The following is a 19,450-nucleotide window of genomic DNA, read 5'->3' on the forward strand; positions in this document are numbered from 1 at the left end:
GAAAATAGTAAACAATGGCCCAAAGAGATTACGTAAATAAAAAACGTGCCCCTAAAAAAACGACCCCAAGCAAACGCCCTTTTCCTGTTGCTGCGTTAGTAGCCGCGGTTGTTTTAGTGTCGGCCGGTATTTATGGCTTATACTTTATTACCACTAATAGCGATGTAAAAGCATCGCAGCAAAAAGTTGCCAAAGAACAAACAAAAGCACCTAAGCCTAAGCCGAAAAAGCCCGATTTCATTGAAGAAATTGAGAATGCCAACATTGAAGTTGAAGTTACAGAACAAGAGCAAAAAGGCCCCTACTATATGCAATGTGCATCGCTACGTAATCGTGATGATGCGGAAGCGCTAAAAGCACAAATTGCATTTAAGACCGGCCTCATTGCTGATGTAGACCGTACAGAAGGCAAAAATGGCGTATGGTATCGCGTAAAAATAGAACCATTTGCCACCAAGCGTCTTGCTGAAAGTGCGAACAACCAAATTAAACGTGCGCGCATTTCTCGCTGTCGCATTTATTTAATGCCTAAGTAACACAACTAACACAAATTCAAGCTTGGTAGCTTTGTTTTGCTACCAAGTTCCCCCGCCAAGCCTTGAAATCCTTTGTTTACTCCCCATATCAATAACAATTGAAATTAACAGATTAAACCTAAGGTTTATTTATGACTACGATAGTTTCTGTGCGCCGCGAAGGCAAAGTAGTGATTGGCGGTGATGGCCAAGTTTCACTGGGCAACACAGTAATGAAGGCAATGCAAAAAAAGTGCGTCGTCTTTATAACGGCAAAGTACTTGCCGGATTTGCGGGCGGTACAGCCGATGCTTTTACATTGTTTGAACGTTTTGAAACCAAACTCGAAATGCATCAGGGCCACTTAACCAAAGCGGCTGTTGAAATGGCCAAAGATTGGCGCACCGACCGCGCATTGAGAAAGCTCGAAGCGCTACTAGCCGTCGCAGATGAAACTGCATCACTGATTATCACAGGTAATGGCGATGTAGTGCAGCCTGAGCATGACCTAATCGCTATTGGCAGTGGTGGCAACTTCGCCCAGGCATCAGCAACTGCATTACTTGAAAATACCGACTTAAGTGCACGCGAAATTGTAGAAAAAAGCCTAAAAATTGCAGGCGATATTTGCGTTTTCACTAATAACTTCCAAACCATTGAAGAGCTGGGGTAATTGAATATGTCTGCAATGACACCAAGAGAAATTGTACATGAGTTAGACCAGCACATTATTGGTCAAAACAAAGCTAAAAAAGCCGTTGCGATTGCTCTTCGTAACCGCTGGCGTCGCATGCAACTTGACGAAGCTCTGCGCAGTGAAGTAACGCCAAAGAACATTTTAATGATTGGCCCAACGGGTGTAGGTAAAACTGAAATTGCGCGTCGTTTAGCTAAGCTGGCTAACGCGCCATTTATTAAAGTTGAAGCAACGAAGTTCACTGAAGTAGGTTACGTTGGTAAAGAAGTTGAAACCATTATTCGCGATCTTGCAGATATTTCAGTGAAGATGACACGTGAACAACAAACCGAAAAGTACAAGTTCAGAGCAGAAGAAGCTGCAGAAGAGCGCATTTTAGATGCCTTATTGCCACCAGCAAAAGATGCATGGGGCCAAGCGCAAGAGTCTGAAAATAATACAACACGTCAAGCATTTCGCAAGAAATTACGCGAAGGTCAATTAGACGATAAAGAAATTGAAATTGATGTTTCTCAAGCACCTGTTGGCGTTGAAATTATGGCACCTCCAGGCATGGAAGAGATGACTAATCAGCTTCAAAGCATGTTCCAGAACATGGGTGGCGATAAAAAGTCTAAGCGTAAACTAAAAATTAAGGACGCGTTTAAGCTACTTACTGAAGAAGAAGCTGCAAAGCTAGTAAACCCTGAAGAGCTAAAAGAGCAAGCGATCAATGCCGTTGAGCAAAATGGTATTGTGTTTATTGATGAAATAGACAAAATCTGTAAGCGCGGTGAATCATCAGGTCCAGACGTAAGCCGTGAAGGTGTGCAGCGCGACTTACTGCCTCTTGTTGAAGGTTCAACAGTAAATACTAAACACGGCATGGTTAAAACTGACCACATCCTCTTTATTGCATCAGGTGCGTTCCAAATGGCAAAACCGTCGGATCTAATTCCTGAGCTACAAGGTCGTTTACCTATTCGCGTTGAACTAGAAGCACTTACCTCATCTGATTTCGAACGAATTCTAACTGAACCACACGCATCACTTACAGAGCAATATCAAGCGCTAATGGGCACTGAAGGTGTTAACGTTGAGTTCCGTGAAGACTCAATCACTAAGATTGCAGAAGCTGCGTGGCAAGTAAACGAAAAAACCGAAAACATCGGTGCACGTCGATTACACACAGTTATGGAACGACTAATGGAAGAAATTTCATATGATGCGAGCGAAAAATCAGGTGAAAGCCTAATTGTAGATGCAGCCTACGTTGAGCGTTTCTTGGGTGAATTAGTTAAAGATGAAGATCTAAGTCGTTTTATCTTATAATTTGACTCGTCTTTTATAACAATAGAAAAGGCGCTTATTGGCGCCTTTTTATTTGGGTATTTTATGTTAGTTTCTAAATTACATTATCATCGTGTTTCAAACCTGCTCGATGTGTATTTTGACGGGCAAAGTCAGCATACTTTTACACCTGAGTTTTTGCGCGTTCATTCGCCTTCTGCAGAGGTGCAAGGCCATGGCAAACCGATTTTAGTAACCAACAAAAAAGACGTTGCCATACAGGCGATAGAGCAAGTAGGTCATTATGCTGTGCGTATTATCTTTAATGATGGCCATAATACCGGGCTTTACAGTTGGGACTATCTGTTTCACTTAGCTCAAAATCATGATGCGCTATGGCAAAAATACTTAGCCAACTTAAAACAAAACAAAGCGTCTCGCGACGCCTTGATCCCAATTAAAATTACACATTAAATTTTTCAATTGCTCGGTGCAGTACTTCAGCCTGAGTTGACACTTCTTCACTGGTTTGCGCATTAGTTTGCGCATGTGTTGCGGCTTGCTCCGCAATATCACGAATTTTAATAACGTTTTTATTCACTTCAGACGCCACCTGATTTTGCTCATCAATTGCGGTGGCTATTTGCGTGCTCATATCCATAATGGTTTGTACATCTTCACTAATTGAATAGAGCAAGGTCCCCGCTTGCACCGCTTGCTCTGAACTTGAACTCCCCTGAGTTTTGCAGCGCTCCATCACACTTACCACTTCTTGCGTGCGCTGTTGTAATGTCGAGATAATACTTTCGATTTCTTGTGTTGAATCTTGCGTTCTTTGTGCCAGCGAGCGTACTTCATCAGCAACTACCGCAAAGCCGCGCCCTTGCTCACCCGCGCGCGCCGCCTCAATCGCCGCATTAAGTGCAAGTAAGTTAGTTTGTTCAGCAATACCACGAATAACATCAAGCACAGAGCCAATAGTTACCGCATCTTGCTCTAGTTGAGTTACAACATCAGATGCGTGCGTAAGTGAGTTAGTAAGCTCTGAGATACGTGCTACTGTAGAATCAACCTCTTGTTTACCTTGCATTGCACTTTCATTGGTCGATTCTGCTTTTTTAGCTGCAGCCTCAGTATTGTGTGAAATATCTTGAATGGTCGCCTGCATTTCAGTTGCGGCTGTAGCCACCATATCCGCTTCATGCAGCTGCTCACGCATGCCGTCACTGGTTTCAGCTGTGGTATTGGCAAGATTCTCTGTTGCTGAATTCAAAATACCAAGCGCTTGTTTAACCTCAAAAATCAAATTTTTAAAGTCACTAATAAAGGAATCAAAATCACCGGTCATTCGTGCAATTTCATCATTACCCGCACTTTGCACACGCTGCGTTAAGTCGTTAGTGCTGCGTATTGTATGAATAATGTCACATACTCGGTTTACCGGTAAAATAATTGAACGGCTGGTCATATACACCAAGCTCATCACTATCACTGTAGATAAAATAAATATGACAATCGCAACCATTGATGTGAAATCGGCACTTTGCTCAATTGCCGCTTTCGTTTCAGCGGTCATTCGATCAACCAAGACATCACTTTTCGCGACACTAGCAGCCATTTTGCCCAAGGCTCCCGACTCTAAATCTAGGCCTAGTGCCTCCTGTGCTGATACTAACGCTGAGAATTCCCGTTGGTAAGTATCGAGTAATGTTAGTAATTCAGAGCGATAACTCGAATCGAAATCAGCCTGCTGAATATTACTTTTAAAAGCGTTTATATTGTTGTTAAAGCGGGTTAAGTATTTTTTATCGAGGCGCAACATAAAGTCTTTTTCGTTGCGACGTAGCTGCAGCATATCGGCGAGCAACTGGTAGCTGTTTTGCTTTTTTAGTAAGGTCTCTACTTGATGCACTGCGGCTCTTAAATTACCGTAGGCTGCATCTTTCGGGTGCAAACCAATACGTCGTTGCAGAGCTACTACCTCGTTAAAGTCGGCATTGTATTGATCGATTATGCCATTTAATTCAGCTAGCGTTTTGGTTGATATATCAAGCTCTTGTAGTAATTCATTTAAGTTACTTGATTTATTTTTCAGTAACTTAAACTCATTATCGAACAGCTCTAGTGATTCGACCTTTTTATAAAATAAAAAATTCTTTTCATGTTTACGTAAAACACCTTCATGAATCGCCAGTTCTTCTGTTAACTGAATCGCTGTATTCAGTTTAAGCATCACTGACGCTTCATAAAGAATCACTAGCAGCAATATAAACATTGCTGCACCCACAAAAAAAGCATTTAGCTGTAGCCGAGCTTTAATTGTTAAGCGTTGTAGCAGCTCCATATAAACCTCTGTTTCATATAATTTTTAGAAAGCTTATAAAAGTATAGATGCTATATAAAATTGTGCTAAAAGTAGATTAGCTTGCAAACATAGGAAGCTGAATGTTTTGCCATAAGTTATCTGATAAGGCTTTTACATCACTTGCACCCGCTGCTATCCAGTCGGTTAACGGACTAGGATCGCTTGGAAAATTAATCGCTTGTTTGTTATTAACCGAGAGCCAATCGTCCACTACATCGGCATTTAAGCAAGACATACTAGTAGCAAGCCCAGCATTGACTAAGGTAAATGCATTTGACGCTTGCTCAAATTGGCCATCGAGCGGTTTTAGCAGTAACTTTTTACCATAACGCAGCGCTTCGCTTGATAACTCAAAACCTGCGTTACCTATCGTGCCAGAAGCAGAAACCAAATCATTTAAAAAACCAACTCGACACGGTGAGCGTAAATGAATGTGGTGGTTGATGCTTTTATTACTTAACTGCGGGTGATAGCAATAAAATTCGTATTCAGGAAAATGCTGCAATAACGCAATGATCTTCTTTGGATCCTCAAAAGGTAAATAAACCAAGATCTTATTTTCAATAAAGTTATCTTTCTGCCAGCTTTTAACTGGCTCGATAAATGGCGGAATAATATTTTGATGATACGGAAACCAATGAACGCCCAAATAACAATCAGCAGGTGCAAACAGCTTTAAACCCAAACGTGTTAACAATGTCGCCCCTTGCGACGGTACTTTGTTTGATAAAAAAGAGGCTTGGTGACTAATGCCAATGCAAGGTACTTTAGCAAGTTTTGCTGCCCACGCTGAGATAGGCTCAAAATCGTTAATAACTAAGTCATAGCCCGATAAATCAAATTTTTTAACGTCGTGAATAAATTGACCAACGCGAATGTTTTTAAGGGTTTTGAGCTTATTTACACAGCCGTTTTCGATGGCAAAAGTAAAACCCTCTCGTGTTTGATAATCATTAAAGTCAGACATATCAAAATACTTATTTGCAGGTCGGCCGCTAAAAAAGTAATCCACTTTAATACTGCTTTTTGCAAATGACTTAGCCATTGCCCGAGCACGTGTAATATGCCCATTACCAGTACCTTGAATGCCATATAAAATTTTCATAATGAAGCTCCGAAAATACCTACAAACGCAAACCCCGTACCCAGTATAGCGCCTACGATAATGTCGCATGGATAGTGCACACCAAGCATTACGCGAGACAATGAAATGGCAACTGCCAACAACAATACGTAACTAAACTCAGGAAAATACCAAGTAATAACACAGGCAAACAGCCATGCAGCGGAGCTATGTCCTGATGGCAAACTAAAACGGTCACTTGGCACCACAAAACCTTCGACAATCGACTGGCTGGGTCTTTCACGCTTTAAGGTATTTTTCAAAAAGAAGTAAACAGGTCGCTCTACTGAAAACCCTAAAACTAAAGCAAATAAAGCTAACTTGCTGGTTTCAGTATCAATCAAGTAGCATGCAGCCCCAACAAGTAAATACAAAAAGCCATCTCCCAATTTTGACACCGCTTTTATGACGTATAACCTGCGTTTAGACGCTTGGTGATTAAACAATTTAAAAAATGCTTTTCGGTCTAACTGTGAAATGGTTTGCATAGCAATTCTCGATTGCAAGGAGTTAGTTTGACTTTAGATTCGCTACGTAACAATCAGGTGACAGTTTCACGTAATTAAGATGGTAATTTGATGACCCATTTATGACAGCCAATAAAAGAGGTTATTTGTCGGAAGTTATCTTCAGTTTAGTTCATGGCGGGCCATTTACAGAAACCTAAACATCAATAACTTAAAACATTAGTTACAACCCACAATAAAACCTAACGAGCATAGCTAAATCATTTACAAAACCATACGAGATCAATTGTATTAATCATGCTGCAGGGTATACTGAGAAAACTATTTAAGCCCTTGGAGCTAATATGGAAATCAATACATCAGACCTGTGTGATCAGTTTGCTGATAGCATCGACGTACTAGAACCTTTGTTTGTTAATTTTGCTGGCGCAACTGCTTTCGCTGGTCAAATTACCACAATAAAATGTTTTGAGAACAATCAACTTATCCGAGAGACTTTGTCACAGGATGGTTCAGGCAAAGTACTGTTAATCGATGGAGGCGGCTCTACGCGCCGCGCATTAATTGATATTGAACTTGCTGAGCTTGCACTTGATAACAACTGGGAAGGATTGGTTGTTTACGGCAGTGTTCGCCATGTTAGCGATCTTGAAGAGCTTGATATTGGTATTCAAGCGGTAGCATCAATTCCAGTAGCGGCCGACAGCGAAGGTTATGGCGAGTTAGGTGCTCCGGTTAATTTTGCAGGTGTGTCTTTCTTTGAAGGAGATTACATCTATGCCGATAGCACGGGCATCATTCTTTCTGCTGAAGAGTTGTCGATTGATTTAGACGAAGATGAATAAGCTAAAGATATATACCGAGCAAAGCATTGCTGATTTATGTCAAGCGCGCGCAGGTGAGCAGCGCGTTTGGCAAAGTATTTCGTTTATAAATCAGCAACAATCAATTGAAAATGCACTCGCCGATGCATCTGCCTATGGTATTAAATACGTTCTTGTTGGCATTCCGGAAGATATTGGTCCTCGCGCCAATTTAGGTAATGGTGGTGCCGAACTTGGCTGGCAGGCCTTCCTGAGCAAGTTTTTAAACTTGCAAGCAAACCAATTTATTGCCAGCAATAAAGTACTGTTACTGGGTGAAGTCGATTGTGCCGATATTATGAAACGCGGCAAAGGGCTAAGTAACAAAGTACCAGCCGAACTCGATACACTGCGCACACTGTGCGGTGAAATTGATGATATCGCCAGTCCAGTATTACAAATGATTTTTGATGCGGGATTAGAGCCAATCGTGATAGGTGGCGGACATAACAATTGCTACCCTATTATCAAGGCACTAAGTGAAAGTACGCAACAAGCCTGTTGCGCCATAAACTTAGACCCTCATGCTGACTTTAGAGCCACAGAAGGCAGACATAGTGGCAACGGCTTTAGTTATGCACATCAGCAAAACTACTTACGTGATTATCACGTAATTGCTATGCACGAGTTAAAGAACAACCAAGCCATCATTGACCGTATGCATGATGCAGGGTTTTCTTACGATTCTTACCAAGCGATTAAGGTAAGACAAGAGCTTAGCCTGAACGAGGCAAATAAGGCCGCACTTGCACGAATGCAAGGCTATCAATTACCTATGGGGATTGAGGTCGATGTTGATAGCATTTCTTATATGCCTGTCAGTGCCTTTACCAATTGTGGTTTAGCAGTGTATGAAGCTGAGCAATTTGTTTATCAATTAGCACTAAACCCATATACCCGCTACTTGCACCTTTGTGAGGCTGCACCAAGCGAGCATGCTAATGGTGTAAACCAAGGTATGAATGAGGCCGGACAAATCTTAGCAGCACTTGTTGCCAGCTATTTAAGTGGTCGCGAAGCTTAACTAGCTTACAATACAGGTTTACAAATAAAATGAGCGCCTAATAAGGGCGCTCACCGTTGGCAAGACGTTTTTGCCACTGCTTTAACCATCCTAATAAGCCTACATTCGGTAATGGTCTTGAGAATAAATAACCTTGCGCCGCATGACACTTCATACTACTGATATAGGTATATTGAGTTTCAGATTCGATACCCTCACATACTACCTTAATACCTAAGCTATTACTCATATCAATAATGCCGCTTAATAAGCTGCGCGTGTTTACATTTTCAGTTAGCTCTTTAACGATTGAACCATCAACTTTGACATAATTTAACGCAAGACGAGGCAACCTAGATAATTGCAATGGCTCAATACCTAAGTCGTCTAAGCACACTGCAATGTTATTTTCTTTAAGGCGTCGTAAAATCGATTCACCAAAATCAGGCAACCCCATAAACACATTCACCGGCGCTTCAATAATAATATCGCCTTCGGTTAACCTGTGCTCTACCAGCACATCAGCTAGGTGATCAATAAACTCATCTTGCAGCAATTCTTTACCAAATAAATTAACGCTTATCGGTACATTAATCTCTTCAAGCTTAATTGCTAACGCTAATTCCGCCGCTTTCTCTGACACCCAACGTGCAATAGGTAGTGTTAATCCCGCGGCACTAATTTCATCAATAAAGTGTTTTGCCTCTAAAGTACCAAACTTTGGATGATGCCAACGCAACAGCAACTCAATAAACAAAATTTGATTTGTTTCAATATCAATAACCGGGTGGAAATAAAGCTGAAAATCTTTATCAAAATCAAGTACTGATAAATCAGATAGTAGCTGTCTACGTTTATCTGCTCGCTCTGCAATCTCTTTTTGGAAGGTAATTAACCAATCTATTTCTGACGTGAATTCGATAGCTAAATGCGCTTGCGCAAGTAACTTCTGTGCCGTTAATTGTTTTTTGTCTTCAACAATCGCTGCTCGTAAAGAGAGCTCTGAATCGATGTTGTCAACTTGCGTAGGTTTGTGCACTACGTCGTATATGCGGTGAATTAAACGCTGATGAATGTGCGCTTCATTACTGGTATCAACGGCAAAGGCAAAATCAACCCCACCTAAATAACAAAGTTGCACGTCTTCATTAAATAATGATAACGACAGTACATCACCGGCATTTAATTCATCATTAATTTTTTTGCCGAGCTTAGCAATTAATAAATCGCCAAAGTCATGGCCCACCATACGGTTAATTTGACCCAATCCCTCAAGCTTAATTAAAACCAAAACACGGTTAAGCGACTGTACTTGCCAATTGTCATAGCCATTTAGAAATAAGCTGCGCTCAAGTAGCAACTGTTTGTCGTTATGCGCTTCATTGGTGTGCAATTGCGAAGACAAGGCAATTCTAAGGCGCTTTTCACGTCTAAAGTAAGTATCAAGGTTGGCAAAAATATAGTGAAATACAACTGCAACAGGTGGCCAAGCGCCACTTAAGTAATCTGTAAAGAAAGCGACTGAAAGGCCAAGAAATAACAATAAACTAACAACGTTTAGCCATAGCGCCATACGCTGTGCTTTTTTTTGCTGCGAAAAATAGCATTCTGCTAGCAAAATCAAGGCGCAAATAATAATAGCAACAAGGTTATTGGTTGAAAGAAATGCCAGTGTTGCCACACCAAGCAAAATATCCAACACACGATTCACTGCATTGCCTGCTTGCAAAATCGCTAGCAACCAGCTCACAAGCAACATCCCAGCAACTAAACTAGGAAATGTAAACATGCTCGTTTCTGTTGCTGCAAACAGTGAAAACGAACTAAGCGTTAAACCACCCGCTGCTATTACTTTTTTCATACGCCTCTCACAGGAAATAGCTTCCTACTTTAATTGCTGACCATCTTTCCATAGTCCCTTCAAAGGGTTGACGCCATATTGATACGATAACTGCGCTGGAGAATCAATATCCCAGAGCACAAAATCAGCGTTTAGTCCTACTTTAATTACGCCTCGGTCCGTTAACCCAAGCGCGCGAGCTGCATTTACCGTAACGCCCGCAAGTGATTCAGCAGGAGTCAATCTAAATAGCGTACATGCCATGTTAAGCATTAATTGTACCGAGCAAATAGGTGACGTACCAGGGTTGAAATCGGTTGCAATTGCCATAGCTACTTTATGTTTACGCAGCAGCTCAATTGGCGGTAATTGTGTCTCACGTAAAAAATAAAAGGCACCTGGTAGCAACACTGCAACGGTATTAGCTTGCGCCATTGCCACAACACCCACCTCATCAAGAAACTCAATATGATCCGCCGATAACCCGTTATACTCTGCAACTAATTGGGCACCTTGCAAATTTGAAAGCTGTTCTGCATGAAGTTTTACAGGAAGATTATGCTTTTTCGCTGCATCAAATACACGGCGAGTTTGTTCGTTTGAAAAACCAACCCCCTCACAAAACGCATCTACAGCATCGGCTAAGTTAAGCTCAGCCACTTTTGGCATCATTTCATCACATACTAAGGTAATGTAATCATCAGCTTTGCCTTTATATTCTGGCGGTAATGCGTGCGCACCAAGAAACGTTTTTTGTACATCAATTGGGTGGTGTTGATTCAGTTGCTCTGCGACTTCGAGCATTTTAATTTCACTGTCTAGATCTAAACCGTAACCTGACTTAATTTCAACTGTAGTAACACCTTCGTTCAACAATGCATTTAAACGATCTTTTGCGCTAACAAATAGCGCTTCATGATCAGCCTCTCGTGTCGCTTTTACTGTTGAGATAATGCCGCCGCCTTGCGCTGCAATCTCTTGATAGCTTGCACCGTTTAAACGCATTTCAAATTCGTTAGCACGATTACCAGCACATACAATATGAGTATGGCAATCAATCAAGCTTGGCGTAATCCATTTACCATGGCCATTTACTACAGGAGTTTGCAAACTATCAAACTCAGGAAAATCAGCAGCATTACCACACCAAGCAATTTTGCCATTTTTAATACCCAATGCAGCACTTAACACCGTGCCATAGGTATCGTCTATTGCGCTGTCCATGGTTGCAATATGAACATTGGTAATCACTAAATCAAAACTCTGCTTCGCTGCCGCATTTACATCATTGGCTGTCATAACTAACTCAAATTACATCTATTCTTAAAAATGAAAGTCTACCAAGAAGACTTGTATATACAATACAATTATGCCATCTTCATTGTATCTTTTATCAACTATAGCTTGATTACTCGTTAATGCTTAGGTAAAAGGCTTAAAACAATTGAATAATCAACAACACTGTTACTATGGCACAACCTAAATTCGCGCAAATAAAACAATACATCATTGGCAAGATAAAATCAGGCGAATGGGCTGAGAACAGTCGAGTAGCCTCAGAAAATGAACTCGCCGAGCAATTTAGTGTAAGCCGTATGACCGCAAGGCGCGCACTTAGTGAATTAACAGACGCAGGCATTCTGAGCCGCACACAAGGATTAGGGACTTTTGTCGCAAGTTTTAAATCACAGTCTAACTTGCTGGAAATTCGTAATATTGCCGATGAAATTAAAGAGCGTGGCAGTGAACATAAGTGTATTCCTGAAATTTTAGAATCGATGCCCGCAATTGCACCGATCGCAATTGCTTTAGGCGTTGAACAAGACAGCCTAGTATACCGTTCGGTGCTTGTACACCTTGAAAACGGCACACCAATTCAAGTCGAAGAACGTTTTGTAAACCCAGCATTTGCGCCAGGGTATCTGCAGCAAAACTTTGAACAAGTAACGCCGCACGAATACTTATGTGAAGTGGCACCACTTACCGAAGCACGTCACACCGTTGAAGCAATAATGCCAAGCCCACAAATAAGCCAATGGCTATCGCTATTTAATGAAGAGCCTTGCTTACAAGTTATTCGTCGCACTTGGTCATCAAATGGTGTTGTTAGCTTTACTCGCCTTATTTCACCGGGCAGTAAATATCGCCTTGGTGGACACTTAACATTTAAACGCTAAGTAATGCTGCGTATTTGTTAGCAGTGCTTTAGGGCCTCAAACAAGTTATCGTATTTAAACTGAAAGCCCTGCTCTAAAAGTAAATCACATGAGATAATACGCTCTTCTAAATTACTTTTTTCAAAGTTCACGCCGTCAACTGCGAGTAGTTTAGTAGCCTCTGCGTAAAACGCCTGCTTAGTCGGATGATGTGGTGTCACTAAATTAACAATCGACGAAGTAAGGTTATGCGTCGCAATAAATGACAATCCCGTTACTGCGTCATCTTGATGCAACATATTTACTAACGCATTGGCGCTTGATGATAATGTTTTACCACTTAAAAAACACCCTGGGTGACGCTTTTCACCGATAAGCCCACCTAAGCGCACAATAACATAATGCAAACCACTATCAGCCACTTGTAGTTCATTTTCTAATAGTCGCGATTGCTTTTCAGCTGATGCTTCAAACGCACTTAGCTCTGTATAAGTTTGAGCTTTAGTTGGATAAACACCGGTTGTAGAGCAAAACACAAAGCGTTTAGCCTGTTGTGCTTTAGCCAATGCTAAACTCTCTGTTAAGTACTGAGAATATGCGCGCTGAGCCTCAATAGTACGACCAGGTGGCATACAGAAAAACCACACAGCATGCGGCATATCTACCTCACAAATGCCTTGCTCAAGGTTAAATTGCGCCCAGTTGGGCTTATTTTGAGCTTGGCGACTTGTTCTAACAACCTGCCAACCATCGGCTTCAAGACTATTAGCCAAAGGCTGCCCTAGCCAACCTGCCCCCACTACAACGCCATTATTTGAATTATTAATCATTACTAGATAGAGTCTAAGAACAAAATCCGATTATATAACAATAATTTTGCGTCTGCTTACGTGGTTTTGTATCGATAAAAATTCAACTGTTTAGCCCTCAGGAAGTATAAGAATGTTAAATAATTTATCCTTGAGAAAGAAAATCCTATTACTAATTGGCGGTACGATTACTGTGCTGCTTATACTCTCAGCCTTTTATTTTGTTAGCCATATTTCAAATCTGTCACGCGCCTCCGTCGAGTCTGAGGCGAAAAGCTATTTAAAAACCGAAAAACTTAATATTGAAGGCTTTTTTTCGCAATATGGTCGCGTTGTAGAAACCTTTGTTACTAATCCACATTTAGTCGAATGGTTCGCAAATTGGACCGAGCGAGGTGCTGATTATCAAAACTCGCAAGGATACAACACCATCAACCAAGACTTCATCAGGATTAGTGGTTCTGATAGTAATATTCTTTCCGCTTTTTTTGCCTCAGCGAATACTGGCGCTTACTTCAAAGAAAATGAGCGTACCACACAATACAATGGCGCAGAGTACTTTGCGTATAAACGCGGTTGGTGGCAAGACGCACTAAAACATGATGGCTTATATGTTGGCCCTCTCGCTATTGATTTAACTACAGGTAACGTATCAGCCGTAGTGCAACAAACTGTTTATGACAGTAATCGAAAACTAATTGGTGTAGGTGGAGTAGACCTAAAACTTAACAACATTGCAGAAATGATTGAACAAATACAATTTAACAATGTTGGCTATGGCTTTTTACTCGACCATGAACAGAAAGTCGTACACTTATCAAACCGCACTAAACACACCCTATCAGTGATTGAAGATGAGTCTCGTGGAATCACAAAAGACGACTTATCAGCTCTTGAGTCACAAATGCCAAACACCACTGGTTTTACCGCACTCAACAGTCAAATGAAACAGCAAAAATCAGGGCATAGCCAAGTAACACTCAATGGTGAAACTTACTTTGTTGTATATCAACGATTAGAGCTAAGTAAACCAAGCTTGAATTGGTATTTAGGTTTGCTTGTGCCTGAAAGTTATATTAATACGCCTGTAAAAGAAGCGGCATGGGCTACCACATCAAGCGTAATTATTATTCTGGCTATTATTATGGCGATGATTTTTTTCGCTACACAAATGATTGTTAAACCAATTTCAGCACTAACAGAAACCATGCAAGACATTGCTTCAGGCGAAGGGGACCTAACCAAACGCATTAGCGTTGATAGCCAAGATGAAGTTGGTCAATTAGCGCAGCATGTAAATACCTTTATCGATAAGCTACGAACATTACTTATTAATACACGTGACCAATCAATTCAACTTGATAGTGCTTCAGCGGAATTAAGCCGAGTATCTGAAGAAACTCACCAAGAAATCCTGCAAGAAAAAGACGAAGTAGATAATGTCAGCACTGCGGTAACTGAAATGGCTGCAACTGTGTTAGAAATATCACGCAATGCGCAGCAAGCCAACGAAGGCACCGATTCAGTAAACCAGTTAACGAGCAAAGGTGTGACCCTTTCAAATACAGCACAACATGAAATGCAGTCACTCTCGGAGCATATTCAAAATGCCGCTGAAGTTGTGTCAGGGCTGGAGCAAGAATCGAATAATATTGGCAGCGTAGTTGATGTAATTAATAGCATCGCAGAACAAACTAACCTACTCGCCCTTAACGCCGCCATAGAAGCTGCCAGAGCGGGTGAACAAGGTAGAGGCTTTGCGGTAGTAGCAGATGAAGTAAGAACGCTTGCTAGTCGTACCCAAGAGTCAACAGATGACATTCGTAATATGATCACTCGCTTACAGCAAATCGCAGTGCAAGCAACGCAAATGATGGAACAAGGAAAAGAGCAAGTATCACGCTCAAGTGACAAAACTCAACAAGTGTTACAAGCCTTTACCGATATTTCAACATCGGTGAGTTTAGTTCAAGATCAAAACCATCAAATTGCAACTGCAACAGAAGAGCAAACTGTCGTCGCTGAGGATATTAATAATAACTTAAGCTCCATTAATTCGTTAGTTAACAATACATCACAGCATGCTAATGAGTTAGCAAGAGAAGCACAGATATTACGAAACCTTGCTGGTAATTTAAATAAAACAGTAAACGAATTTAAATTATAAAAAACGTGGCGGAGCGCGTTGCGCGCTTCGTCATTTACTCCAACTTACCAAGATACTTTTCCACAACCTTACGATAACCGTCATCAAGTAAAAAGGTGGCTAATTCTCGATTAAACTCATCGCGCAGCGACTTATCCGAAAACCCAGCACTTGCAGTTACCGATGGGATCAACGCATGCTCTTTAAATAAAGAAAGATCTCTCTGTTTATCAACAAAGCGATAAAAGTAATAGAAAATATACTTATCCAGCACAGCATAGTCATAACGCCCCTTTCTAATTAACTCAGGGATCACCTTCATGCTCGGTGATTCAAAATAGTTATTTTGCTTACTAAGCAGTTCAAATTCTTTACCAAAATAACCAGGTGCACCTTGAAAAGTAATAATCGAATGACCTTTCAAATCACTCAAATACTGCGGTGTTAGTTTATTCTTTTTTAATGAAAATATCGTAGGCGCGTACTTAACAATCGGATGAGAAACGTAAAACCGCTCTTCATCGCTTGTCGCAAAAATAGGCGCCATCGCTACGTAGGCACCAGATTTAACTAACGACTCTGCACGCCCTAATGGTACAAAATGAAAGTTCACATCGTAATCTAGACGCGTTAAAACCGCTTTTACAACATCTAGGTCAATCCCACTATTTTGAGCGTCATTAATAGTATGCGGAGGCCCTTCACTGCTTAACACAACAATTTGTTTCGCAGTTAATGTAAATGAACAAACCAATAAAAGGAGTGATAGAGCTTTTAGCATACAGAATTATAAATAAATTATTATGTTAGGTTAGATGCTTAAGTATGAAGTGAAATCCTCAAAACGCCAAAAGCCCGCTCAATGAGCGGGCTTTGATGTACATGGATGTACGAATGTCGATAAGCTATATGAAGTTTAGAGCATGCTATATTTCGAGTCCCATTGCCCTTTCACCTCATAACATCAATCAGAACTAATCAATTTATTTCTAATACATTAGAGGTGATGTATTTTGAGAACTTGGCTGCAAACCTTTGTCGTCAATATTCCAGTTGAATACTTCGATTAAAATCGCCCTGCCGGTTGCGCCTCTCTCTGAATAAAATTGGTTTACACCCAAACTGACACTGTCTTGTAGATCAAGTTGAGACCAGCCATTTAGAAGCGCATCGTAGTGTGCTTGTGAAAATGCTTCGTTTTCAAGCATACGCCACATCCACATCACACCACTCACATCCCACTGAGATATATCACCATTAAATGGGCTATCAGCAAACATCGAACCCATATCCATAACTTTACTTACTTCCCACAGGGAAATATCACTATTGAATTGGCTGGATTCAAACATCCCGTTCATATTCGTCACACTGCTCACATCCCATTGAGATATGTCACCGTTAAATGGACTATCCTCAAACATTCCACCCATAGTCGTTACACTGCCCACATCCCACTGAGATATATCACTATTAAATTGGCTACCTTTAAACATCCCAGCCATGCCTTTCACGCTGCTCACATCCCATTGAGATATATCACCATTAAACGGGGTGCCTGCAAACATGTGACCCATAGAAAAAACACTGCTCACATCCCACTGAGATATATCACCATTAAATGGCGTATTTGAAAGCATCCTCCCCATATGCTTAACACTACTCACATCCCATTGGGATAGTTCACCATTAAACGGGCTATTATAAAACATCCCTGTCATGTCAGTTACATTGCTCACATCCCACTGAGATATATCGCCATTAAACTGGCTGCCATTAAACATCCCCAACATCATCTTCACACTGCTCACATCCCACTGAGAGATATCGCCATTAAACGGGCTGCTATAAAACATTAAGAGCATTTCAGCCACATTACTTACATCCCATTCGGAAATATCGCCATTGAAGTTACTGTCAGCAAACATATAACTCATATCCGTTACATTGCTCACATCCCACTGAGAAATATCACCATTAAACTGACTGTATGCAAACATGTCTTTCATATTCGTAACGCTACTGACATCCCATTGGGAGAGATCACCACTGAACAGGCTACCTTCAAACATACTTGATTTACCCTCCTCTCCCCCCATGAACTTGACACTGCTTACATCCCACAGTGAAATATCGCCATTAAACTGGCTGTGTGCGAACATGCCTGTCATATTTGTGACATTACTGACATCCCACTGAGCAATATCGCTATTAAACTGACTAGATTCAAACAAGCGTGACATATCAGTGACATTGCTGACATCCCACTGAGAGATATCGCCATTAAACTGGCTGTGTGCGAACATGCCTGTCATATTTGTGACATTGCTGACATCCCACTGAGAGATATCGCCATCAAACTGACTAAATTCAAACATGGCTGACATATCAGTGACATTACTGACATCCCACTCAGAAATATCACCATTAAATAGGCTGTGTGCAAACATGTCATTCATATACGAGGCATTACTCACATCCCACTGAGAAATATCGCCATTAAACTGACTAAATCGAAACATATATTCCATATCTCTCACATTGCTGACATCCCATTGGGAGATATCACCTATAAATTGGCTACGTTGAAACATGCCATTCATATTCGTCACACTACTAACATCCCACCGAGAGATATCACCATTAAATTTAGTGTAATAAAACATACCTGATAAAGACTGAACTTGACTTAAGTCGGGTGATTGGTCAGTTTCAATGGCTGTAAATTGATTCTGTTCGTGAAAGAACCCGCTCATATCACGCCATTGTATATTGCCCCATTGTATTACAGCTCTAATCACATCACAGTTAGAACAACCTGGATCATGAATTGGATCAGGGTAATAATACTGCTCCTTTTTGAATTGAAAATGTGGAAATTGGCCACTAATCTTGACCTCATATTCTCCCTCTGAGGCGTAAGTGTGCACCGCGTCACCAGTGACGTTAGTATCTATATACCCATCCCCCCAATCAATTGTATAGTCATAGCTATAATTAGGGTTGGCTAATAAGGTGCTTGTTAAAGAGTCTGACGATACCTGCCAGCGGGTTATAAAGTGTTCTGACTCTTTAACAATAACAATACGCTCAACACTGGCACTATTTCCTGATAAGTCAGTGGCGGTGTAAGTTAGTGTGTAGTCCCCTACGGTGCTAATATCCACTTTACCGCTGTGCGTTAACGGCAAATCACCGTCTACAATATCAAAAGCTGTTGCGCCTTTATCAAAATAATCTAGCCCTTTAACGAGTTCAATCTGTTTCGCACCGTTTAAGATAATGGTCGGTGGCGTGGTATCGACGATTGAGACTATTCGAGACGCCATTGCTCTATTGCCAGCTTTGTCAACAGCCATGTAAGTTAAGATATGGGAGCCCACTTTCCTGAGATTAACTGCGCCGGAAATAACCACATCAATTTGCCCATCAATTTTATCGCTGGCGCTGGCCCCTTGCTCATAATAATCGCTACCCCCTTCAAGAGTTATCTCTGCAGCACCATTTAAGGTTATGGTCGGTGGCGTGGTATCGACGACTGATACCGTTCGAGTCACCGTTGCTTTATTACCAGCTTTGTCAACAGCTGTATAAGTTAAGGTATAGACACCCACTATCATGACATCGACCGCGCCGGAAACAGTCACATCGATTCGACCATCGACATTATCGCTGGCGCTGGCCCCTTCCTCATAATAATCAGCGCCACCTTCGAGGGTTAAATTTGCGTCGCCATGTAAAGAAATAACCGGAGGAGTGCTGTCCGATACAGGCACACTCGGAGTAACAGTGTTGTCTGAGCCACCACAGCCGCTCATAAACACAAAAGCACAAACTAAAATCCAGGTACGGTGAAACATCCGCGTCATCCTTAACTACTTGTAATAATAAAAAGCATCTAAATTCACATGAAGTCTAACTTTATATTCAAAATTAAACAATAAGTAAACTAAGTCAATAAGTTACAAGCTAAATCATCAAGATAGGCATAAAGGGGGAGAAAAGGTTGTATTAGGAGAACTTTGACCGGAAAAGCCCACTCAATGAGCGGGCTTTTTAGTTAGGAGCATGGTGATGTTCAAGTGCCCACAGCGCAGGAGAGGCACGTGGGCGTTCGCCCTATCTTTTCTGGAGTTCAAATGCAAAAAAGCCTCAACATAATGTTGAGGCTTTCTTTAATTAGGAGCTTGGCGATGT

Annotated in this window: 15 protein-coding genes and 1 pseudogene; 8 read left to right on the forward strand and 8 right to left on the reverse strand. The window is 41.2% G+C overall.

Annotated elements, in window-relative coordinates:
• Window positions 1-14: 14 nt before the first annotated feature.
• The 4 genes and pseudogenes from C2M30_RS00695 to C2M30_RS00710 all read left to right on the forward strand — a co-directional run bounded on the left by C2M30_RS00695 (window position 15) and on the right by C2M30_RS00710 (window position 2,955).
• A complete protein-coding gene (locus C2M30_RS00695) occupies window positions 15-536 on the forward strand; it encodes an SPOR domain-containing protein (RefSeq protein WP_100914210.1) in 522 nt (173 codons plus the stop codon).
• A 131-nt stretch (window positions 537-667) separates the two neighbouring features.
• Window positions 668-1,188: pseudogene (gene hslV / locus C2M30_RS00700) on the forward strand (ATP-dependent protease subunit HslV).
• A 6-nt stretch (window positions 1,189-1,194) separates the two neighbouring features.
• On the forward strand, window positions 1,195-2,523 hold the full coding sequence (gene hslU, locus C2M30_RS00705) for an HslU--HslV peptidase ATPase subunit (RefSeq protein WP_105170310.1): 1,329 nt from the start codon (window positions 1,195-1,197) through the stop codon (window positions 2,521-2,523).
• A 63-nt stretch (window positions 2,524-2,586) separates the two neighbouring features.
• On the forward strand, window positions 2,587-2,955 hold the full coding sequence (locus C2M30_RS00710; RefSeq protein ID WP_105170311.1) for a gamma-butyrobetaine hydroxylase-like domain-containing protein: 369 nt from the start codon (window positions 2,587-2,589) through the stop codon (window positions 2,953-2,955).
• Here the strand turns inward: C2M30_RS00710 and C2M30_RS00715 are convergent.
• The 3 genes from C2M30_RS00715 to C2M30_RS00725 form a co-directional block, all read right to left on the reverse strand.
• Window positions 2,945-4,825, reverse strand: coding sequence for a methyl-accepting chemotaxis protein (locus C2M30_RS00715; RefSeq protein WP_105170312.1), 1,881 nt, complete (start codon window positions 4,823-4,825; stop codon window positions 2,945-2,947). The two genes, C2M30_RS00710 and C2M30_RS00715, sit on opposite strands and share 11 nt — an antisense overlap.
• A gap of 76 nt (window positions 4,826-4,901) precedes the next feature.
• The gene (locus C2M30_RS00720; RefSeq protein WP_105170313.1) at window positions 4,902-5,951 is read right to left on the reverse strand and encodes an MJ1255/VC2487 family glycosyltransferase; all 1,050 of its coding nucleotides are present in this window, start codon (window positions 5,949-5,951) and stop codon (window positions 4,902-4,904) included.
• A complete protein-coding gene (locus C2M30_RS00725) occupies window positions 5,948-6,457 on the reverse strand; it encodes a phosphatase PAP2 family protein (RefSeq protein ID WP_105170314.1) in 510 nt (169 codons plus the stop codon). The genes C2M30_RS00720 and C2M30_RS00725 overlap by 4 nt, the downstream gene beginning before the upstream one ends.
• 323 nt (window positions 6,458-6,780) lie before the next feature.
• Here C2M30_RS00725 and rraA point away from each other — a divergent pair, with 323 nt between their 5' ends.
• Together rraA and C2M30_RS00735 are read left to right on the forward strand one after the other, a co-directional pair.
• Entirely contained in the window at window positions 6,781-7,281 is a 501-nt protein-coding gene (gene rraA, locus C2M30_RS00730) for a ribonuclease E activity regulator RraA (protein ID WP_010562157.1), read from the forward strand.
• Entirely contained in the window at window positions 7,274-8,323 is a 1,050-nt protein-coding gene (locus tag C2M30_RS00735; protein WP_105170315.1) for a formimidoylglutamase, read from the forward strand. The genes rraA and C2M30_RS00735 overlap by 8 nt, the downstream gene beginning before the upstream one ends.
• A 37-nt stretch (window positions 8,324-8,360) precedes the next feature.
• Here C2M30_RS00735 and C2M30_RS00740 read toward each other — a convergent pair whose 3' ends face one another.
• Together C2M30_RS00740 and hutI are read right to left on the reverse strand one after the other, a co-directional pair.
• Complete coding sequence (locus C2M30_RS00740; protein ID WP_105170316.1) at window positions 8,361-10,163, reverse strand: GGDEF domain-containing phosphodiesterase; 1,803 nt, start codon at window positions 10,161-10,163, stop codon at window positions 8,361-8,363.
• 24 nt (window positions 10,164-10,187) lie between these two features.
• The gene (gene hutI, locus C2M30_RS00745; RefSeq protein WP_105170317.1) at window positions 10,188-11,441 is read right to left on the reverse strand and encodes an imidazolonepropionase; all 1,254 of its coding nucleotides are present in this window, start codon (window positions 11,439-11,441) and stop codon (window positions 10,188-10,190) included.
• Between the two features lie 170 nt (window positions 11,442-11,611).
• On the opposite strand from hutI, the gene hutC reads away from it, so the two are divergent.
• Window positions 11,612-12,319 (forward strand): histidine utilization repressor, encoded by a 708-nt coding sequence (gene hutC / locus C2M30_RS00750; RefSeq protein WP_054981127.1) that lies wholly within the window; start codon window positions 11,612-11,614, stop codon window positions 12,317-12,319.
• A gap of 17 nt (window positions 12,320-12,336) precedes the next feature.
• On the opposite strand, the gene C2M30_RS00755 is transcribed toward hutC, so the two are convergent.
• A complete protein-coding gene (locus C2M30_RS00755; protein WP_105170318.1) occupies window positions 12,337-13,128 on the reverse strand; it encodes an NAD(P)H-binding protein in 792 nt (263 codons plus the stop codon).
• 112 nt (window positions 13,129-13,240) lie between these two features.
• On the opposite strand from C2M30_RS00755, the gene C2M30_RS00760 reads away from it, so the two are divergent.
• Window positions 13,241-15,274, forward strand: coding sequence for a methyl-accepting chemotaxis protein (locus C2M30_RS00760; RefSeq protein WP_105170319.1), 2,034 nt, complete (start codon window positions 13,241-13,243; stop codon window positions 15,272-15,274).
• A gap of 34 nt (window positions 15,275-15,308) precedes the next feature.
• Here C2M30_RS00760 and C2M30_RS00765 read toward each other — a convergent pair whose 3' ends face one another.
• On the reverse strand, window positions 15,309-15,968 hold the full coding sequence (locus C2M30_RS00765) for a substrate-binding periplasmic protein (RefSeq protein ID WP_234004658.1): 660 nt from the start codon (window positions 15,966-15,968) through the stop codon (window positions 15,309-15,311).
• A gap of 274 nt (window positions 15,969-16,242) precedes the next feature.
• Window positions 16,243-19,113, reverse strand: a complete 2,871-nt coding sequence (locus C2M30_RS00770) for a BspA family leucine-rich repeat surface protein (RefSeq protein WP_158683283.1) — start codon at window positions 19,111-19,113, stop codon at window positions 16,243-16,245.
• Window positions 19,114-19,450: the final 337 nt, after the last annotated feature.

The organism is Pseudoalteromonas sp. T1lg24, assembly GCF_002964745.1.
Classification (GTDB): domain Bacteria; phylum Pseudomonadota; class Gammaproteobacteria; order Enterobacterales; family Alteromonadaceae; genus Pseudoalteromonas; species Pseudoalteromonas spongiae.